This window comes from Streptomyces cinnabarinus (assembly GCF_027270315.1).
GTDB classification, from domain to species: Bacteria; Actinomycetota; Actinomycetes; order Streptomycetales; family Streptomycetaceae; genus Streptomyces; species Streptomyces cinnabarinus.
Map to the genome: position 1 here is coordinate 2,554,266 of NZ_CP114413.1, position 16,110 is coordinate 2,570,375.

Sequence of the window (16,110 nt, forward strand, 5' to 3'; positions counted from 1 at the left end):
CCCGGCACCCGGTCCCTGCGGTGCCCTGCCCCGCCCCGCGTCTCAACCGGCGGACCCTCCGGCCCGCGCGTCACCCCGCGTCCGGGAAATCCTGGCCAGGGGCCGCTCCCCCTTCCCGCTGGTCGGCATCCTGGCGGGGTTGTGGCAGCACCGGCTGGAGGACGAGCATCCGCTCGACCAGGCGCAGGAACATCGCCACGTCACGTATCAGGTCGTCGGCGTCCCGGCGGCTGGCCGCGCCCTGGATGCCCGCCTCGGCCCGGGCGCGGCGGCGGGCCCCGGAGGCGAACAGCGCGCTCCATTCGGAGAGCTCGGGCGCTATCTCGGGGAGCACTTCCCAGGCGCTCCTGATGCGGGCCCGGCGTCGCGGGCCGGGTTCCGGGCGCCCTCGCGCGGCGAGGACGGCGGCGGCGGTGCGCAGGGCGGCCAGGTGGGCCGTCGCGTAGCGCTCGTTGGGGGTTTCCAGGACGGCGGCCTCGTCGAGTCCGGCGCGGGCCTGGGCGAGCAGATCGAGGGCGGCGGGCGGGGCCGTGGCCCGGCGGAGCACGGGGTGCACGTCGCTCGCCGGGCCGGTCAGTGAGGGGGCAGGGCCGGTGGCGCGGCGCCGGCGCGCGGCGGCTGCGTGGTAGCTGGCCATGACGAACCTCCTGTCGTCTGTGTGACGGCACAGGTGCCGTATGTGCCCATCGTGAGGTATGCCACTGACAATCCGTTCTGACCTGCGCTTTTGCTTCGATCGACAGTTCGGGTTAGTTTTTGCACTGACCAGTCAGTTCAAATGTAGTGGTTCATGGAACAGGGGATGGGGGAGCCGTGGCCGGAGTCGGCGTCACGGCCCGGGGTCTCGGCCTCGAAGGACCTCGCGGATGGGCGTTCCGCGATGTCTCCTTCGAGGCGGACCCGGGCTCACTGATCGCGGTGGAGGGGCCGTCCGGATCCGGGCGCACCTGTCTGCTGCTCGCGCTCACCGGGCGGATGAAGGCGACCGAGGGCACGGCGGAGGTGGGCGGGGCCGGGCTGCCGAAGCAGCTCGGGGCGGCGCGGCAGGTGAGCGCTCTGGCCCATGTCCCCGGTGTCACCGACCTCGACCCGGCGCTCACCGTCGCCGAGCATCTGCACGAACGGGCGCTGCTCCAGCGGCGGTTCGGCGGCTCGCTGCGCGGGCTGCTGCGCCCGCGGGCGGAACGGGCCACGGAGACCCGGCTGCGCGTCGAGCGGGCGCTGACCGCGGCCGGACTCGAACGGGAGGCCCTGCCGAAGGGCTCCCGGACCGCCGTACGCGATCTGGAGCGGGTGGAGGCGCTGCGGCTGTCCGTGGCGCTGGCGCTGATCGGTGCACCGGGGCTGCTCGGCGTCGACGACACCGACCTCAAGCTCTCCGACACCGAACGGGCCGAGGTCTGGGCGCTGCTGAGGTCCATCGCCGAGGCGGGGACGACGGTGGTGGCGGTGTGCAGCGAGGCGCCGGAGGGTGCGGTGGCCGTGTCGACGACGGACCAGGACGAGGCGGGCTCCGAGGACGAGGCGGCCCCTGAAGACGAAGCGAACCCTGAGACCGACGCGAAGGAGGTGCCCGCCGATGCGCTCGCCGAAGCTGGCCGCGCTTGAGATCCGGCGGTTCGGGCGGGGGAAGCTGCCGCGTGCCGCGCTGGTGGCGCTGCTGGTGCTGCCCCTGCTGTACGGCGCCCTCTACCTGTGGTCGTTCTGGGACCCGTACAGCCGCCTGGACCGCATTCCCGTGGCGCTCGTGAACGACGACCAGGGCGCCAAGGCCGACGGCAGAAGGATCGCGGCGGGCGACGACATTGTGCAAGGGCTGCGCGACAGCGAGGTCTTCGACTGGCACGAGGTCGATGCCGACGAGGCACGCGCGGGCGTGGAGGACGGCCGCTACTACCTGTCGCTGACCATGCCGGCCGACTTCAGCGAGCGGATCGCGTCCAGCTCGGGCGACTCCCCGGAGACCGGCGCGCTCCGCGTGCGCACCAACGACGCCAACAACTACATCGTCGGGCAGATCTCCCGGACCGTGTTCAGCGAGGTGCGCGACGCCGCGTCCACCAAGGCCTCGCGGTCCTTCCTGGACCGGATCTTCATCTCCTTCTCCGACATCCACGGCGCGACCGTCGAGGCCGCCAAGGGCGCCGACAAGCTGGAGACCGGCGTCGGAAAGGCCGAGAAGGGCTCGCGGGACCTCGCCGACGGGCTGAAGGACGCCAAGGCGGGCAGCGGCAAGCTGGCCAAGGGCCTCAAGAAGCTCGACAAGGGCGCGGGCGACCTGGAGGACGGCTCCGCGAAGGTCGCCGAGGGCACCCAGAAGCTCGCCGACAAGGTCAACGCGACCGCCGACAAGGTCGGGCCCTTCCTCAAGGACAACGAGAAGGCGATCGGTGACACCGCCCAGCTCGTCGCCGACGCCTCCGGGGCGATCCGCGACAACCTCGACGCCCTGGTGGAGCGGGCGCCGACCGCGGCCGAGGACGCCCGCAAGTCCTCCGAGGACCTGAGCGACGTCTACAAGACGCGCTGCGAGGACGCCGTACTGGCCGACACCGCCTGCGCCGACCTGAAGACGGCCAAGGACGCCGCCGCGGTCGTGGCCGGTGTCGCCGACGAGGTCAGCACCCTGGTCACCGACCACACCGGCGATCTGGACAAGCTCGACAAGCACCTGGCCACCCTGGAGAAGCAGGCCCAGGCCCTCGCCGACCGCGCGCCCCGCCTCTCCGAGGACCTCGACGACGCCGTCACCAAGATCAACGACCTGAACGAGGGCGCCGGAAAGGTCGCCGCCGGGGCGAAGAAGCTGCACACCGGGCTCGGCACGGCCGACACCGGGGCCACCGAGCTGGACAAGGGCGTCGGCGACCTCAGGACCGGCGCCAAGGACCTCAAGGCGGGCCTGTACAAGCTCGTCGACGGCTCCGGAGAGCTCGCGGACGGGCTGCACGACGGCGCGGGGCAGATCCCCGACTACGGCGAGCGGGACCGCGACGAGCGCACCGAGGTCATGTCGGACCCGGTCCGGCTGGTCTCCGAGGACCTGCACAAGGCGCCCAACTACGGCACCGGATTCGCCCCGTACTTCATCCCGCTGTCCCTGTGGGTGGGCGCGATGGTGGCGTACATGCTGATCGCGCCGATGAACCGGCGGGCCCTCGCGGCGGGCGCCTCCGCGTGGCGCATCGCGCTGGCGGGCTGGCTGCCCGTGGTGGTGATCGGGGTGCTCCAGACCGTGGCCCTGATGTCGGTGCTGCACTGGGCGGTAGGGCTCCAGATGGCCCGCGCGGCCGGGACGGTGGGCTTCCTGTTCCTGGTGACGGCGTGCTTCGCGTCCCTGGTGCAGTGGCTGAACGCCCGCTTCGGCGCGGCCGGACGGATCCTCGTCCTCGCCCTGCTGATGCTCCAGCTGACCTCCGCGGGCGGCACCTACCCCGTACAGACCAGTCCGGGCTTCTTCAACGCGCTGCACCCCTTCCTGCCGATGAGCTACGTCGTCGAGGCCCTCAGGAGGCTCATCACGGGCGGCGGCCTGGAACCGGTCTGGCACGCGTGCGTGGTGCTCGTCGCCTTCACCGCGGGCGCCCTCGCGCTGACCGCGCTGTCGGCACGCCGCCGCCAGGTGTGGACGCTCGACAGGCTGCACCCGGAGCTGACCCTGTGACCGGGCGCGGGACAATCATGGTCATGGAAAGCAGCAGCGCCGCGTCGGGCGGCAGCACCCGCCGTGAGGCCACCCGGCAGAAGCTCTACGAGGCCGCCGTCACGCTCATCGCCGAGCAGGGCTTCTCCGCCACCACGGTGGACGAGATCGCCGAGCGGGCCGGGGTCGCGAAGGGCACGGTCTACTACAACTTCGCGAGCAAGTCCGTCCTCTTCGAGGAGTTGCTGCGACACGGCGTGGGTCTGCTCACCGCCTCCCTGAAGGAGGCGGCCGAGCGGACCGACCGGGAGGGCGGCAGCAAGGTCGACGCCCTGGACGCGATGATCCGCGCGGGGCTCGGCTTCATCGCCGCCTACCCCGCCTTCACACAGCTGTACGTGGCCGAGCTGTGGCGCACCAACCGGGCCTGGCAGTCCACGCTCATGGTGGTGCGGCAGGACGTGGTGGCCGTGGTGGAGGGCGTGCTGCGCGACGGCGTCGCGGGCGGCGAGTTCAGCGACGAGATCGACATCCCGCTGACCGCGGCGGCCCTGGTCGGCATGGTGCTGGTGGCCGCCCTGGACTGGCAGTCCTTCCAGCCGGAGCGCTCCCTGGACGACGTCCACTCCGCGCTGTCGAGGCTGCTTCAGGGCCGGGTGAGCGGCCGGGGCTGAGGCCTGCGAAAGCGCCGGTCCGCCATGGCACGTCCCCCGATGTGCCACCGCGAACCGGCGCTTCCGCCGTACTCCCCCGTGCTCCCCCGTACTTCCGTTCCCCCGTCGGTTCCCCCGTGCGGTCGTTTCCCCGGGTTCCCCCGTGTCTCGCTTCCGCCGACGCGCGGGCCGGCGGAAGGAGCGGATCCAGGGGCGGCTCCGTTCCGGCGCCCCGTGTCGCCGGTGCCGGAGCCGGTCCCCTTCTCCGTGTCTCCACTCTCTCGTTCCCGCAGGTCCGCCCCCATCCGCGCGGGTACTCAACTCACCGCCTAGGTACCCGTACTCAGTCCTGTGTGCCCGTGCCCACGCCGGCCGGCCGCGCACTGGCTACGATCGCGTCCGTGTCCGTACTCCCCCTGGTGTTCACGAGCGGCTGGGCCAGCGGCATCAACGCCTACGCGGTGGTGCTCCTGCTCGGTGTCTTCGGCGCGACGGGACTGAGCGACGAGGTCCCCGAGACGCTCCAGCGCCCCGAGGTGCTGATCGTCGCGGGCGTGCTGTTCCTGTGCGAGGCCGTCGCCGACAAGATCCCCTACGTCGACTCGGCGTGGGACTCGGTGCACACCGTGATCCGGCCGGTCGCCGGCGCCTGGGTGGGCGCGCTGCTCGCGGGGCAGAGCGGCTCGCTGTCGGACATGGCCGCGGGCCTGGTCGGCGGCTCCTCCGCGCTCGCCAGCCACGTGGTCAAGGCCGGGACGCGCATGGCGGTCAACACCTCCCCGGAGCCCTTCAGCAACGTGATCGTGAGCCTGGCCGAGGACCTCGGGGTCGCCGGGATCGTCACGTTCGCGATATTCAACCCCGAGGCGGCCGCGATCATCGCCGGAGTGCTCCTGCTCGCCGGTCTCACGGTGCTGTACTTCCTGGTCTCCCGCATCCGGCGGTTCCTGCGGCGCCGGGCCCAGCGGCGGGAGGAGCGGCGGCCGGCACGGGAGCCGGACCTGCCGCCGCCGCGATGACTGTCAGTGGTGGCGGATAAAGTCCCTGGCATGGCACGGATTGCGGTGATCGGCGCCGGGGCGGGCGCGCTGGCGGCCGCCGCCCGGCTGGCCGTCGCGGGCCACCGGGTGGCGGTGTACGAGCGTACGGAGACGTACGGCGGTGCGGTGCGCCGCCTGGAGCGGGACGGCTTCGCCTTCGACACCGGTCCCGGTCTGCTGACGCTGCCCGCGGTCTGGCGCGATCTGTTCCTCAAGACCGGCAAGGAGCCGCTGGAGGACTGTGTCGAGCTGGTCCAGGTCGACCCCTCGGCACGGCATGTGTTCGCGGACGGCACCGAGGTCGCGCTGCCCGACGCCTCCCGCGCGGGGGTCGTCGCCGCCCTGGACGAGGCGCTCGGCGCGGGCGCGGGCGCGCGCTGGGGCGACTTCCTGGTCCGGGCCCGGGAGGCCTGGGACCGCAGCCGCCGGCCGCTCCTGGAGGAGCCGCTGTGGCCCAACTGGGACGTGCTGGCCGGGCGCGAGCCCTATCCGGCGGTCCCGCACAAGCGCCTGCTGCGCACCCGCCGCGCCGCCACGCTCGCCGAGGTCGGCGCCTGGGAGCTGCGTGACCCCCGGCTGACCGCGCTGCTGGAGAGCCACGCGCTCGCGTACGGCCTGGATCCCGAGGCGGCTCCGGCGAACGCGGCCGTGCTGCCGTACATGGAGCACGCCTTCGGCACCTGGTATGTCCGCGGTGGCCTGCGGGAGTTGGCGCGCGCGGTGTACGAGCGGTGCCTGGCCCGCAAGGTCGAGTTCCACTTCGGCGCCGAGGTGACCGGGGTGCTGGAGAACGACGGCCGGGCGGCGGGTGTGGAGCTGGCCGACGGCAGTGTCGCGGAGGCGGACCTGGTGGTCGGCTCCGGGCCGTGGCGGCTGGGCGGACTCACGCACGGCCGCGAGCTGTACGGCGCTGCGGATGTGAGACCCCGGCCCGAGCCGCTGACCCCCGGCCGGGTCGTGGTCTGTCTGGCGCTGCGCGGTGCGCGCGCGGCGGGGGCCGCGCACCGGACGGTGGTGCACACCCCGGACCGGCGGGCCGAACTGGACGCCTTCCGGCGCGCCGAGCCGGCCGCGCTGCCGACGGTCCGGGTGGACCGGCCGGACGATCCCGCGCTCAGGCCCGACGAGGAGCACGAGTCGGTGGTGCTCACGGCGACGGCGCCCCCGCACACGCCGTATGACTGGACCGCGCCCGGTGCCGCCGGCTCCTTCGCCGACCGCATGGTGGAGGCGGCCGAGCGGGCGGTACCGGGACTGCGTGAGCGGACGCTGTGGCGCGAGGTCCGTACCCCGGCGCATACCCACGCGGAGACCGGCGCCGAGGGCGGCGGGGTGCCCGCGCCCGCGCTGGCCGCGGCTGAGGGGGCGTTCCTGTTCCCGGCCAACAGCACGCGCGTGCCGGGCCTGTTCACGGTCGGCGGCTGGTCGCACCCCGGTGGCGGCCTCGCCCACGCGGGCATGTCGGGCGCGCTGGTCGCCGGACTGATCGTGGAGGGACCCGGCTTCCAGGGCTCTCAGTGAGGTAGCGGCTCGGTGCGGAAGAAGCTCTCAGCGCGGAGGCGCGAAAGATCGCTCAGAAGCGGTACTGCTCGTCATACCCGCCACCCTGCTGCCCCTGGCCGCCCTGGTACGGATACTGCTGCTGCTCCGGCGGGAGTTCACCGCCGTAGGCGTCATCGGTGCTGCGCTGCTGCGGGACCCACACCCCGCCGGCCGGGGTGGACTCGCCGGTGTAGGTGCCGGTGACGTACTGGTCCTGGGCGTAGCCCTGCTGGCCGTACTGCTGGCCATAGCCGGCGTCGTACGAGCCGCCGCCGTAGGTCTGGGTGCCGATGTACGGGTCCGAGTAGGCGGCGTACTGCTGCTGGCCGGTGGTGTCGTAGCCGTACTGCTGCTGGTCGTAGCCGGTGTAGCCGTCGTAGCCGTAGCCCTGGTCCGTGCCCTGGGAGGCCGTGGCGTACTGGTCCTGGGCCTGCGCCGCGCCCGCATAGGAGGGGTCGGGGTTGGAGCCGTAGATGCCGTAGGAGCCGGTGTCGTCCGGCATCGGCTGCGGCTCGTAGACCGCGCTGCTCTCGGCGGCCGAGGGCCCGCCCGCGCGGGAGGGCGCGAAGACGTCGTCGCGGTCGTAGGCGTCGTCCGGACCGTAGCCCGCGCTGTCGCCGCGATAGGGGCCGTCGTCGCCATAGGGACCCTGGCCGTCCTCGAGGTCGGAGACCTCCAGGGTCGGCTCCTGGCGGCCCTCCTCGTCGCGGCGGCGCTTGCTGCCGCCGAGCGCGGGGGCGTTCACCGCCCAGCCCTCGGCGAAGCCGCGGCGGAACGAGAGGGTGACGTAGGTCTGGCCGATCGCGAAGGCGGCCGCGCCGACACCGATGACGATCACGGAGGGCATCAGCACCCCGAGCACGACGCCCAGGAAGCCGCCGAAGGCGAGCAGCCGCCAGCGCAGGCGTGCCTTGTACTGCAGCAGCACCTCACCCAGCAGCCACAGCGCGACGATGCCGAACGCGATGTAGAGGACCGTCCAGCCCATGTACGCCCCTCTCCCAGTGGCCGTTACGCAGTGTGTCGTACAGCGGTGCGGCCGGTCTAGGCCTGCGGGGGATGGTGCAGGCCCAGGTTCTCGTAGATCTCCAGTGTCGCCGTGGAGTTGTTGAGCGTGATGAAGTGCAGACCGGGCACTCCCTCGGCAAGCAGCCGCGCGCAGAACTCCGTGGCGAATTCGATGCCAATGGAGCGTACAGCGGCCGGATCGTCTTTCGCTGTGAGGATCCGCTCTTTCAGGGCCGCCGGGAAGGCCGCGTTGGTGAGGGAGGGGATGCGCTCCAGGGTCTTCACACTGGCGATCGGCATGATCTCGGGGATGATCGGGGTCTCGCAGCCGGCCGCCGCGACCCGGTCGCGCAGCCGCAGGTAGTCCTCCGGCTGGAAGAACATCTGGGTGATCGCGTAGTCCGCGCCGGCCCGGCACTTGTCGACGAAGTGCCGGACGTCCATGTCCCAGTCGGCGGAGCGCGGGTGCATCGCGGGGAAGGCCGCGACGCCCACGCAGAAGTCGCCCGAGTTCTTGATCAGCTCGACGAGATCGGCGGCGTAGGCGAGGCCGCGGGGGTGCGGCACCCAGTCGCCCATCGGGTCGCCGGGCGGGTCGCCGCGCAGCGCCAGCATGTTGCGGATCCCCGCGTCCGCGTACTGGCCGATGATGTTGCGCAGGTCGGCCACCGAGTGGTCGACGGCGGTGAGGTGGGCGATCGGGGTGAGCGTGGTGTCGGAGGCGATGGCCTCGGTCGCCTTGACCGTGCCGGCCCGGGTGGTGCCGCCCGCGCCGTAGGTCACGGAGACGAAGTCGGGCGCCACGGCCTCGACCCGGCGCAGCGCGTTCCACAGGTTCCGCTCGCCCTTCGGGGTCTTCGGGGCGTAGAACTCGAAGGAGTACGTCGTCTTTCCGGTCGCGAGCATCTCGCGCACGGTACGAGCGTGGTCCGACCTGGTGGATGCGGTGCCGAGGGCCATACCCGCAGGTTAGCCAGGGGGCGTCGGTCCCCCAACCGGATGCCTGACATTTGCCCGATTTGTCGGATTGTTGTCCAGTCCGTGGACAAAAGGCGGCCCTGAGGCGCCGCTACACCTGCCGCAGCCGCTTCGCGAACTCCGCCGCCGCGGCGCCCGGGTCGTCCGCCTCGGTGATCGCCCGGACGACCACGACCCGGCGGGCGCCCGCTTCGAGCACCTCGTCGAGGTTGCCGAGGTCGATGCCGCCGATGGCGAACCAGGGGCGGTCCGTGCCGAGGGCGGCGGTGTGCCGGACCAGGTCGAGCCCGGGGGCGTACCGGCCGGGCTTGGTCGGGGTGGGCCAGCAGGGGCCGGTGCAGAAGTAGTCCACCCCCTCCTGGACGGCCGCCGCCTCGGCCTCCTCCGGCGCGTGCGTGGAGCGGCCGACGAGGACGTCGTCGCCGAGGATCGCCCGCGCGGCCGGGACCGGAAGGTCTCCCTGGCCGAGGTGGAGCACCTCGGCGCCCGCGGCGTGGGCGACGTCCGCCCGGTCGTTGACCGCGAGCAGCTTGCCGTGCCGCGCGCAGGCCTCGGCGAAAACGGCCAGGTGCTCCAGCTCCTCGGCCGCCTCCATGCCCTTGTCGCGCAACTGCACGATGTCGACGCCGCCCGCCAGGGCCGCGTCCAGGAACTCCGCCAGGTCGCCCTGGCGCCTGCGGGCGTCCGTGCAGAGGTAGAGCCGGGCGTCGGCGAGCCGGGCGCGTGCGGTGTCGGGCATACGTGTTCCCCCGTGGTCGGTGGTGTACGGGCCGCGGGCGCGCCGGGGCCCGTACACCGGGACTTTCTCTCGGATCAGACGGCGAGCGCCTGGGCGCGGCGCTTCACCTCCGTGCCGCGATTCTCGCTCAGGGCCTGGGCCGGGGTGCCGGGCAGGCTCTCGTCCGGGGTGAAGAGCCACTCCAGCATCTCTTCGTCGGTGAAGCCGTCGTCCCGCAGCAGCGTCAGGGTCCCGGACAGGCCCTTGACGACCTTGTCTCCGTCGATGAAGTCGGCGGGGACGTGCAGCGCGCGGTTCTCACCACGGCGTACGGCGATGAGCTGGCCTTCCTTGACCAGCTGCCGCACACGTGTCACCTCGACGCCGAGCTGCTCGGCGATGTCGGGGAGGGTGAGCCAGGCGGGGACGAGAGCATCGATCTTTGCGTCAATCTCGGTCACGACGACAAGCCTGCCATCCCGCACTGACAGGAGGAAGTCAGACCGGTCCGACCAGGCACGACGAGCGTCAGACCACGGCCGCCTTCAGCGGCCTCGCCGGGTCCGTCAGCAGCACCTCGTCCATCCGCGCCCCGGCCTCGATCAGCCGCCGTCCCTGGGCCAGGTCCCGGGGTCTGCCCACCGCCAGCAGGGCGATCAGACGGCCCTCGCGCAGCCAGCAGACCGTCCAGGCGGGGCCGGTGGGGTCGCCGCGCCACAGGGTGCGGTCGGCCGAGGTGTGGTGGCCCGCGTACTGGACGAAGCGGCCGAACTGCTCGGACCAGAAATACGGCACCGGGTCGTAGACCACGAGCGCCTCGCCCATGATGTCGGCGGCGACCGTGCGGGGACCCTGGAGGGCGTTGTCCCAGTGGTGGACCAGGAGACGCTCGCCGTACCGGCCCGACGGGAAGGAGGCGCAGTCGCCCACCGCGTACACGTCCGGCACGGAGGTGCGCAGCCGCTCGTCGGCCACCACCTCGCCCTGCGCGCCCAGCTCGATCCCGGAGCCCGCCAGCCAGCCGGTGGCGGGACGGGCACCGATGCCGACCACGACGGCGCCCGCGGGCAGCGTCGAGCCGTCGTCGAGGACGACCGCGCCGGGCTCGACGCGCGCCACGCGCGCGTGGGTGCGCAGTTCGGCCCCGCTGTCGGCGTACCAGGCGGCCATCGGCGCGGCCACCTCGGCGGGCAGCGCGCCCGCGAGCGGCCGGTCCGCGGCCTCCACGACCGTCACCGAGCAGCCCGCCTCGCGCGCGGCGGTGGCGAACTCGGCGCCGATCCAGCCCGCCCCGACCACCACGATGTCGTGCTGCCGGGCGAGCACGGGCCGCAGCCGCTCGGCGTCGTCCAGGGTGCGCAGCAGATGCACCCCGGGCACGCCCTCGGCGCCCGGCAGCCGAATCGGTTCGGCACCGGTGGCCAGGACCAGCACGTCGTACCCGACGGGCCCCTCGGCGGTGTCCAGCTCATGGTCGGCGGGGCGCACGCCCAGCACCTCGCGGCCCAGGCTCAGGTCGATGCCGAGCGCCTCGAAGTCCACGTCGAAGGCGGAGCCCTCGGCCTTGCCGAGCAGGACGGCCTTGGACAGCGGGGGCCGGTCGTAGGGCTGATGGGGCTCGGCGCCGATCAGGGTGACCGTGCCGGTGAAGCCCTGTTCCCGCAGGGCGACCGCGGTCTGCACGCCGGCCATGCCCGCGCCGACCACCACCACCCGCCGCTGTGCCGTCGTCGTCTGCTCGCTCACCTGATCACCATAGACAACTGACAATTTGTCAGTCAGCCGTCGTGCCGCGTGACCTGCTCCACAACACTGGTCCCGCGACCGGGTTGCGACTCCCACTCCCAGGTCTCCTCCAGCCGCACCCGCCCGTCGGGCAGCTCCACGACCGTCGACACACAGTGCCCGGACGAGGTGGTCCCGTCCCGCTTGAGCTGCACGTACCGGAAGTCCAGCCGGTCGCCCTCCCGGGTACCCACCAGATGCCCGCGTACGACATCGCCGCCCGCGTACTCGGCCCAGATCTCACCGTCCTTCTCGTGGTAGGCGAACCGGGTCCGGGTGCCCACCTGACCTGGGGCCTGGTCGGCGACAGGGGCGAGGACGAGGCCGTCGAGCGAGCGGGGCATGGGACGAGGCTCCCTACAGTGGCGTGGAACGAGCGGCTAGGGTGGCCAACGTACAAGCACTCGCGGGAGCCCGGACGCACCGGGCTGAGAGGGAGGCTGGCGGCCTCCGACCGTACGAACCTGATCCGGGTCATGCCGGCGAAGGGAGGGGCTGGACGCCCATGTCGCCTACGCGTTCGTCAGACGTCCTCGTCCTCGGGGGCGGAATCATCGGCCTGGTCACGGCGTGGCGGGCCGCACAACGCGGGTTCGCCACGGCCGTGGTGGACCCCGAGCCGGGCGGCGGCGCCGCCCAGGTGGCGGCCGGCATGCTGGCCGCCGTCACCGAACTGCACTACGGCGAGCAGACCCTGCTCGGCCTGAACCTGGCCTCGGCCCGCCGCTATCCCGACTTCGCGGCCGAGCTCACCGATCTCACCGGCCAGGACCTCGGTTACCGGCAGTGCGGCACGCTCGCCGTCGCGCTGGACGCCGACGACCGTGCGCATCTGCGGGAACTGCACGCGCTGCAACGGGAGTCGGGCCTCGACTCCGAGTGGCTGTCCGGGCGGGACTGCCGGCGCCTGGAGCCGATGCTGGCGCCCGGGGTGCGCGGCGGGCTCCGGGTGGACGGCGACCACCAGATCGACCCGCGGCGCCTGGCACGGGCCCTGGTGACCGCCTGCGAGCGGGCGGGCGTGGTCTTCCACCGGGTGTGGGCCGCCGGGCTGTCCGTGGTCCGGGGGCGCGCCGCGGGCTGTGTCACCGAGGACGGCGCCGTGCTCGGCGCGGACCAGGTGGTCCTCGCGGCCGGCAGCCTCAGCGGACGGCTGACCGGCATCCCGGCGGACGCGCTGCCTCCGGTACGGCCCGTGAAGGGGCAGGTGCTGCGGCTGACCGTGCCGCGCCGGCACGCGCCCTTCCTGAGCCGGACCGTCCGCGCGGTGGTGCGCGGCAGCCAGGTCTACCTGGTGCCCCGCGAGAACGGCGAGCTGGTAGTCGGCGCGACCAGCGAGGAGCTGGGCTGGGACACCACGGTGACCGCGGGCGGCGTGTACGAGCTGCTGCGCGACGCGCACGAGCTGGTGCCCGGCATCACCGAGCTGCCGCTCACGGAGACCCGCGCGGGGCTGCGCCCCGGGTCCCCGGACAACGCACCCCTGTTGGGCCCGACCGAGCTCGACGGCCTGCTGCTGGCCACCGGGCACTACCGCAACGGCGTGCTGCTCACCCCGGTCACCGGTGACGCCCTCGCGCACGCCCTGGCCACCGGTGAGCTCATCGACGAGGCCCGCCCGTTCAGCCCGAAGCGGTTCGCACTCCTGGAGCAGCCCGTATGAGCACCCCGGTCAACAGCTCGGCCCCTGCCTCGGCCGACGCCTCGATCATCATTTCGGTCAACGGCGAGCCCCGTCGCATCGAGCCGGGCACGGCGCTCGACACGCTCGTACGGTCCCTCACCGCGGCGCCCTCCGGAGTGGCCGCCGCCCTCAACGAAACCGTCGTCCCGCGCGGGCAGTGGTCGTCGACGTCCCTCAGCGAGGGGGACCGCGTCGAGGTCCTCACCGCCGTCCAAGGAGGCTGACCCATGGCCGACGATCCCTTTGTCCTCGGCGGCATGTCCTTCTCGTCCCGGCTGATCATGGGGACGGGCGGGGCGCCCAGCCTGGAGGTCCTGGAGCGGGCGCTGGTGACATCCGGCACGGAGCTGACGACGGTCGCGATGCGCCGGGTGGACGCCTCGGTGCACGGATCGGTCCTGTCCGTGCTGGACAAGCTCGGCATCCGGGTCCTGCCGAACACGGCGGGCTGCTTCACCGCCGGGGAGGCCGTCCTCACCGCCCGCCTCGCGCGGGAGGCCCTCGGCACCGATCTGGTCAAGCTGGAGGTCATCGCCGACGAGCGGACCCTGCTGCCGGACCCGATCGAGCTGCTGGACGCGGCGGAGATCCTCGTCGACGACGGCTTCACGGTGCTGCCGTACACCAACGACGACCCGGTGCTCGCGCGCAAGCTGGAGGACGTCGGGTGCGCGGCGATCATGCCGCTGGGCTCCCCGATCGGCTCCGGCCTCGGCATCCGCAACCCGCACAACTTCCAGCTGATCGTCGAGCACGCGCGCGTGCCGGTGATCCTGGACGCCGGTGCCGGTACGGCCTCGGACGCGGCGCTCGCGATGGAGCTGGGGTGCGCGGGTGTGATGCTCGCCTCGGCGGTGACGCGGGCGAAGGAGCCGGTGCTTATGGCCGACGCGATGCGGCACGCGGTGGAGGCGGGCCGCCTGGCCCACCGCGCGGGCCGCATCCCGCGCCGCCACTTCGCGGAGGCGTCCTCGCCGGTGACCGGAAGGGCGGTGCTGGATCCGGAGCGCCCCGCGTTCTGATCGACCGTGGGTTGCGTCACAGGTCGGCTTCAGTACCGCCCCTGTTCCGGACTGAACGGCAGTCGTGTCAGTCGCTGCTCGTACACTCGCCTGCGTGGATACGACCCTTCAGGACCCGCTGGTCGGGCAGGTGCTCGACGGACGTTATCGCGTCGAGGCGCGGATCGCCGTCGGTGGGATGGCCACGGTCTACCGGGCCGTGGACACCCGGCTCGACCGTGTGCTCGCGCTGAAGGTGATGCACCCGGGACTCGCGGTCGACGGCACCTTCGTGGAGCGGTTCATCCGGGAGGCGAAGTCGGTCGCCCGGCTCGCGCACCCCAACGTCGTGCAGGTCTTCGACCAGGGCACCGACGGGTCGTATGTCTACCTCGCCATGGAGTACATCGCCGGCTGCACCCTTCGTGACGTGCTGCGCGACCGGGGCGCGCTCCAGCCGCGGGCCGCGCTGGACATCCTGGAGCCGGTGCTGGCCGCGCTCGGCGCCGCGCACCGGGCCGGTTTCGTGCACCGGGACATGAAGCCGGAGAACGTCCTCATAGGGGACGACGGCCGCGTCAAGGTCGCCGACTTCGGTCTGGTGCGGTCCGTGGACACGGTCACCAGCACCACCGGTGCCGTCCTCGGCACCGTCTCCTACCTCGCGCCGGAGCAGATCGACCAGCCCGGCGCCGCCGACGCCCGCGTCGACGTGTACGCGTGCGGTGTCGTCCTGTACGAGATGCTCACCGGCGAGAAGCCGCACGACGGCGACTCCCCCGCAATCGTGCTCTACAAGCATCTCCACGAGGACGTCCCGCCGCCCTCGGCCGTCGTGCCGGGAATGGCCTACGAGCTGGACGCCCTGGTCGCCTCCGCCACCGCCCGCACCCCGGACGTGCGTCCGCACGACGCGGTCGCCCTGCTCGCCGAGGCCCGCCGGGCCCGCGCCGCGCTCGGCCCGGACCAGCTGGACGCGCTGCCCCCGCAGGCCCTCTCCGGCGAGCACGACAACGCCGAGGACCGTACGAGCGTGATCCCGCGTTCGCTGACGGTGCCGCGCCCGCTGCCGGTGAACGAGGCCGAGGAGGGGCCGGACCGGTTCCACCGCACGAGCCGCTTCGAGACCCCGCCGCCACCGCCGCCCGCGCCCACCGGACGCCGGGGGTCCAGGCGCGGTCCGCTCGCCCTCGTCGTCGCCGTGCTGCTGGTGCTCGGTGTCGGAGCGGGCGTCTGGTACATCAACTCCGGCCAGTTCACCCGGGTCCCGGCGCTGCTGAGCCAGCCGGAGGCGAAGGCCGAGGACCGGCTGGAGGACGCCGGTCTGGAGGTCGGCAAGGTCGAGCGCGCCTTCAGTGACACCGTCAAGCGCGGCCAGGTCATCAGCACCGACCCCGAGGTCGGCAGCCGGATCCGGCAGAACGACTCGGTGAACCTGGTCGTCTCCAAGGGCCCGGAGGTCGTGAAGGTCCCCGACCTGGAGGGCTACCGCCTGGACAAGGCGCGGGAACTGCTCACCGGCGCGGGCCTGGAACCGGGCATGGTGACCCGGGAGTTCAGCGACTCCGTCGCCCGGGGCTCGGTGATCTCCACCGACCCCACCGCCGGTACCGAGCGCCGCTCGGGCTCCGCCGTCGCGCTGGTCGTCAGCAAGGGCCGTCCGGTCGATGTCCCGGACGTCACCGGCGAGAGCCTGGAGGACGCCAGGGCCGAGCTGGAGGAGGCCGGTCTGAAGGTGAAGGTCGCCGCCGAGCAGGTCACCTCCGCAGACTTCGACAAGGGCGCAGTCGCGGCGCAGTCGCCGGAGGCCGACAGCGAGGTCGTCGTCGGGGACACGGTGACGCTGACGCTGTCCAAGGGCCCCGAGATGGTCGAGGTCCCGGACGTGGTCGGCGAGAAGGTCGACGACGCCAAGGCCGAGCTGGAGGCCGCGGGCTTCGAGGTCGACGAGGACCGCGGGCTGCTGGGTCTGTTCGGTGACACCGTCGAGAGCCAGTCGGTGGACGGCGGCGACACCGCGCCCAAGGGCTCGACGATCACCATCGAGATCCGGTGACG

16 protein-coding genes and 1 riboswitch are annotated in these 16,110 nt (G+C 72.8%); of the genes, 9 read left to right on the top strand and 7 right to left on the bottom strand.

Features of this window, described 5'->3' with window-relative positions; all coding sequences use genetic code 11:
- Positions 1-70: 70 nt before the first annotated feature.
- Positions 71-637 (bottom strand): SAV_6107 family HEPN domain-containing protein, encoded by a 567-nt coding sequence (locus STRCI_RS11525; RefSeq protein ID WP_269658800.1) that lies wholly within the window; start codon positions 635-637, stop codon positions 71-73.
- A 176-nt stretch (positions 638-813) separates the two neighbouring features.
- Between STRCI_RS11525 and STRCI_RS11530 the strand changes: the two genes are divergently transcribed.
- From STRCI_RS11530 to STRCI_RS11550, 5 genes are all read left to right on the top strand, one after another.
- Positions 814-1,608 carry an ATP-binding cassette domain-containing protein gene (locus tag STRCI_RS11530; protein ID WP_269658801.1) on the top strand — a complete coding sequence of 265 codons (795 nt, stop codon included), beginning with the start codon at positions 814-816 and terminating at the stop codon, positions 1,606-1,608.
- Entirely contained in the window at positions 1,580-3,664 is a 2,085-nt protein-coding gene (locus STRCI_RS11535; protein WP_269658802.1) for a YhgE/Pip domain-containing protein, read from the top strand. The genes STRCI_RS11530 and STRCI_RS11535 overlap by 29 nt, the downstream gene beginning before the upstream one ends.
- A 23-nt stretch (positions 3,665-3,687) precedes the next feature.
- Positions 3,688-4,317: a TetR/AcrR family transcriptional regulator gene (locus STRCI_RS11540; protein ID WP_269658803.1), complete on the top strand. Its 630-nt coding sequence runs from the start codon at positions 3,688-3,690 to the stop codon at positions 4,315-4,317.
- A gap of 380 nt (positions 4,318-4,697) precedes the next feature.
- A complete protein-coding gene (locus STRCI_RS11545; RefSeq protein WP_269658804.1) occupies positions 4,698-5,315 on the top strand; it encodes a DUF4126 domain-containing protein in 618 nt (205 codons plus the stop codon).
- 30 nt (positions 5,316-5,345) lie between these two features.
- On the top strand, positions 5,346-6,857 hold the full coding sequence (locus tag STRCI_RS11550; protein WP_269658805.1) for a phytoene desaturase family protein: 1,512 nt from the start codon (positions 5,346-5,348) through the stop codon (positions 6,855-6,857).
- Between the two features lie 52 nt (positions 6,858-6,909).
- Here the strand turns inward: STRCI_RS11550 and STRCI_RS11555 are convergent, their stop codons facing one another.
- From STRCI_RS11555 to STRCI_RS11580, 6 genes are all read right to left on the bottom strand, one after another.
- Positions 6,910-7,866 carry an SCO2102 family sporulation regulator gene (locus tag STRCI_RS11555; RefSeq protein WP_269658806.1) on the bottom strand — a complete coding sequence of 319 codons (957 nt, stop codon included), beginning with the start codon at positions 7,864-7,866 and terminating at the stop codon, positions 6,910-6,912.
- A gap of 56 nt (positions 7,867-7,922) precedes the next feature.
- Positions 7,923-8,846, bottom strand: coding sequence for a methylenetetrahydrofolate reductase [NAD(P)H] (metF, locus tag STRCI_RS11560; RefSeq protein ID WP_269658807.1), 924 nt, complete (start codon positions 8,844-8,846; stop codon positions 7,923-7,925).
- A gap of 109 nt (positions 8,847-8,955) precedes the next feature.
- On the bottom strand, positions 8,956-9,603 hold the full coding sequence (gene thiE, locus STRCI_RS11565) for a thiamine phosphate synthase (protein ID WP_269658808.1): 648 nt from the start codon (positions 9,601-9,603) through the stop codon (positions 8,956-8,958).
- A 74-nt stretch (positions 9,604-9,677) separates the two neighbouring features.
- Positions 9,678-10,043: an Rv2175c family DNA-binding protein gene (locus STRCI_RS11570; RefSeq protein ID WP_269658809.1), complete on the bottom strand. Its 366-nt coding sequence runs from the start codon at positions 10,041-10,043 to the stop codon at positions 9,678-9,680.
- Positions 10,044-10,110: 67 nt separating this feature from the next.
- A complete protein-coding gene (locus STRCI_RS11575; protein ID WP_269664529.1) occupies positions 10,111-11,274 on the bottom strand; it encodes an NAD(P)/FAD-dependent oxidoreductase in 1,164 nt (387 codons plus the stop codon).
- An 86-nt stretch (positions 11,275-11,360) separates the two neighbouring features.
- Positions 11,361-11,711 carry an avidin-fold protein gene (locus tag STRCI_RS11580; RefSeq protein ID WP_269658810.1) on the bottom strand — a complete coding sequence of 117 codons (351 nt, stop codon included), beginning with the start codon at positions 11,709-11,711 and terminating at the stop codon, positions 11,361-11,363.
- A gap of 52 nt (positions 11,712-11,763) precedes the next feature.
- A riboswitch (TPP riboswitch) is annotated at positions 11,764-11,875 on the top strand.
- On the opposite strand from STRCI_RS11580, the gene thiO reads away from it, so the two are divergent.
- From thiO to pknB, 4 genes are all read left to right on the top strand, one after another.
- Complete coding sequence (gene thiO / locus STRCI_RS11585) at positions 11,873-13,030, top strand: glycine oxidase ThiO (protein ID WP_269658811.1); 1,158 nt, start codon at positions 11,873-11,875, stop codon at positions 13,028-13,030. (Overlaps the previous riboswitch by 3 nt.)
- Before the next feature lie 44 nt (positions 13,031-13,074).
- The gene (gene thiS, locus STRCI_RS11590) at positions 13,075-13,275 is read left to right on the top strand and encodes a sulfur carrier protein ThiS (protein ID WP_269664530.1); all 201 of its coding nucleotides are present in this window, start codon (positions 13,075-13,077) and stop codon (positions 13,273-13,275) included.
- A gap of 3 nt (positions 13,276-13,278) precedes the next feature.
- Positions 13,279-14,073, top strand: coding sequence for a thiazole synthase (locus STRCI_RS11595; RefSeq protein ID WP_269658812.1), 795 nt, complete (start codon positions 13,279-13,281; stop codon positions 14,071-14,073).
- A 94-nt stretch (positions 14,074-14,167) separates the two neighbouring features.
- A complete protein-coding gene (gene pknB, locus STRCI_RS11600; RefSeq protein ID WP_269658813.1) occupies positions 14,168-16,108 on the top strand; it encodes a Stk1 family PASTA domain-containing Ser/Thr kinase in 1,941 nt (646 codons plus the stop codon).
- Positions 16,109-16,110: the final 2 nt, after the last annotated feature.

What these genes read in the sequence shown, in the direction of transcription:
- STRCI_RS11535 (WP_269658802.1), top strand. Translation starts at nt 1,580, where the DNA reads ATGCGCTCGCCGAAGCTGGCCGCGCTTGAGATCCGGCGGTTCGGGCGG.
- thiE (WP_269658808.1), bottom strand. Translation starts at nt 9,603, where the DNA reads ATGCCCGACACCGCACGCGCCCGGCTCGCCGACGCCCGGCTCTACCTC.
- STRCI_RS11595 (WP_269658812.1), top strand. Translation starts at nt 13,279, where the DNA reads ATGGCCGACGATCCCTTTGTCCTCGGCGGCATGTCCTTCTCGTCCCGG.
- metF (WP_269658807.1), bottom strand. Translation starts at nt 8,846, where the DNA reads ATGGCCCTCGGCACCGCATCCACCAGGTCGGACCACGCTCGTACCGTG.
- STRCI_RS11555 (WP_269658806.1), bottom strand. Translation starts at nt 7,866, where the DNA reads ATGGGCTGGACGGTCCTCTACATCGCGTTCGGCATCGTCGCGCTGTGG.
- STRCI_RS11540 (WP_269658803.1), top strand. Translation starts at nt 3,688, where the DNA reads ATGGAAAGCAGCAGCGCCGCGTCGGGCGGCAGCACCCGCCGTGAGGCC.
- STRCI_RS11525 (WP_269658800.1), bottom strand. Translation starts at nt 637, where the DNA reads ATGGCCAGCTACCACGCAGCCGCCGCGCGCCGGCGCCGCGCCACCGGC.
- STRCI_RS11575 (WP_269664529.1), bottom strand. Translation starts at nt 11,274, where the DNA reads ATGGCCGGCGTGCAGACCGCGGTCGCCCTGCGGGAACAGGGCTTCACC.
- thiO (WP_269658811.1), top strand. Translation starts at nt 11,873, where the DNA reads ATGTCGCCTACGCGTTCGTCAGACGTCCTCGTCCTCGGGGGCGGAATC.
- STRCI_RS11580 (WP_269658810.1), bottom strand. Translation starts at nt 11,711, where the DNA reads ATGCCCCGCTCGCTCGACGGCCTCGTCCTCGCCCCTGTCGCCGACCAG.
- STRCI_RS11550 (WP_269658805.1), top strand. Translation starts at nt 5,346, where the DNA reads ATGGCACGGATTGCGGTGATCGGCGCCGGGGCGGGCGCGCTGGCGGCC.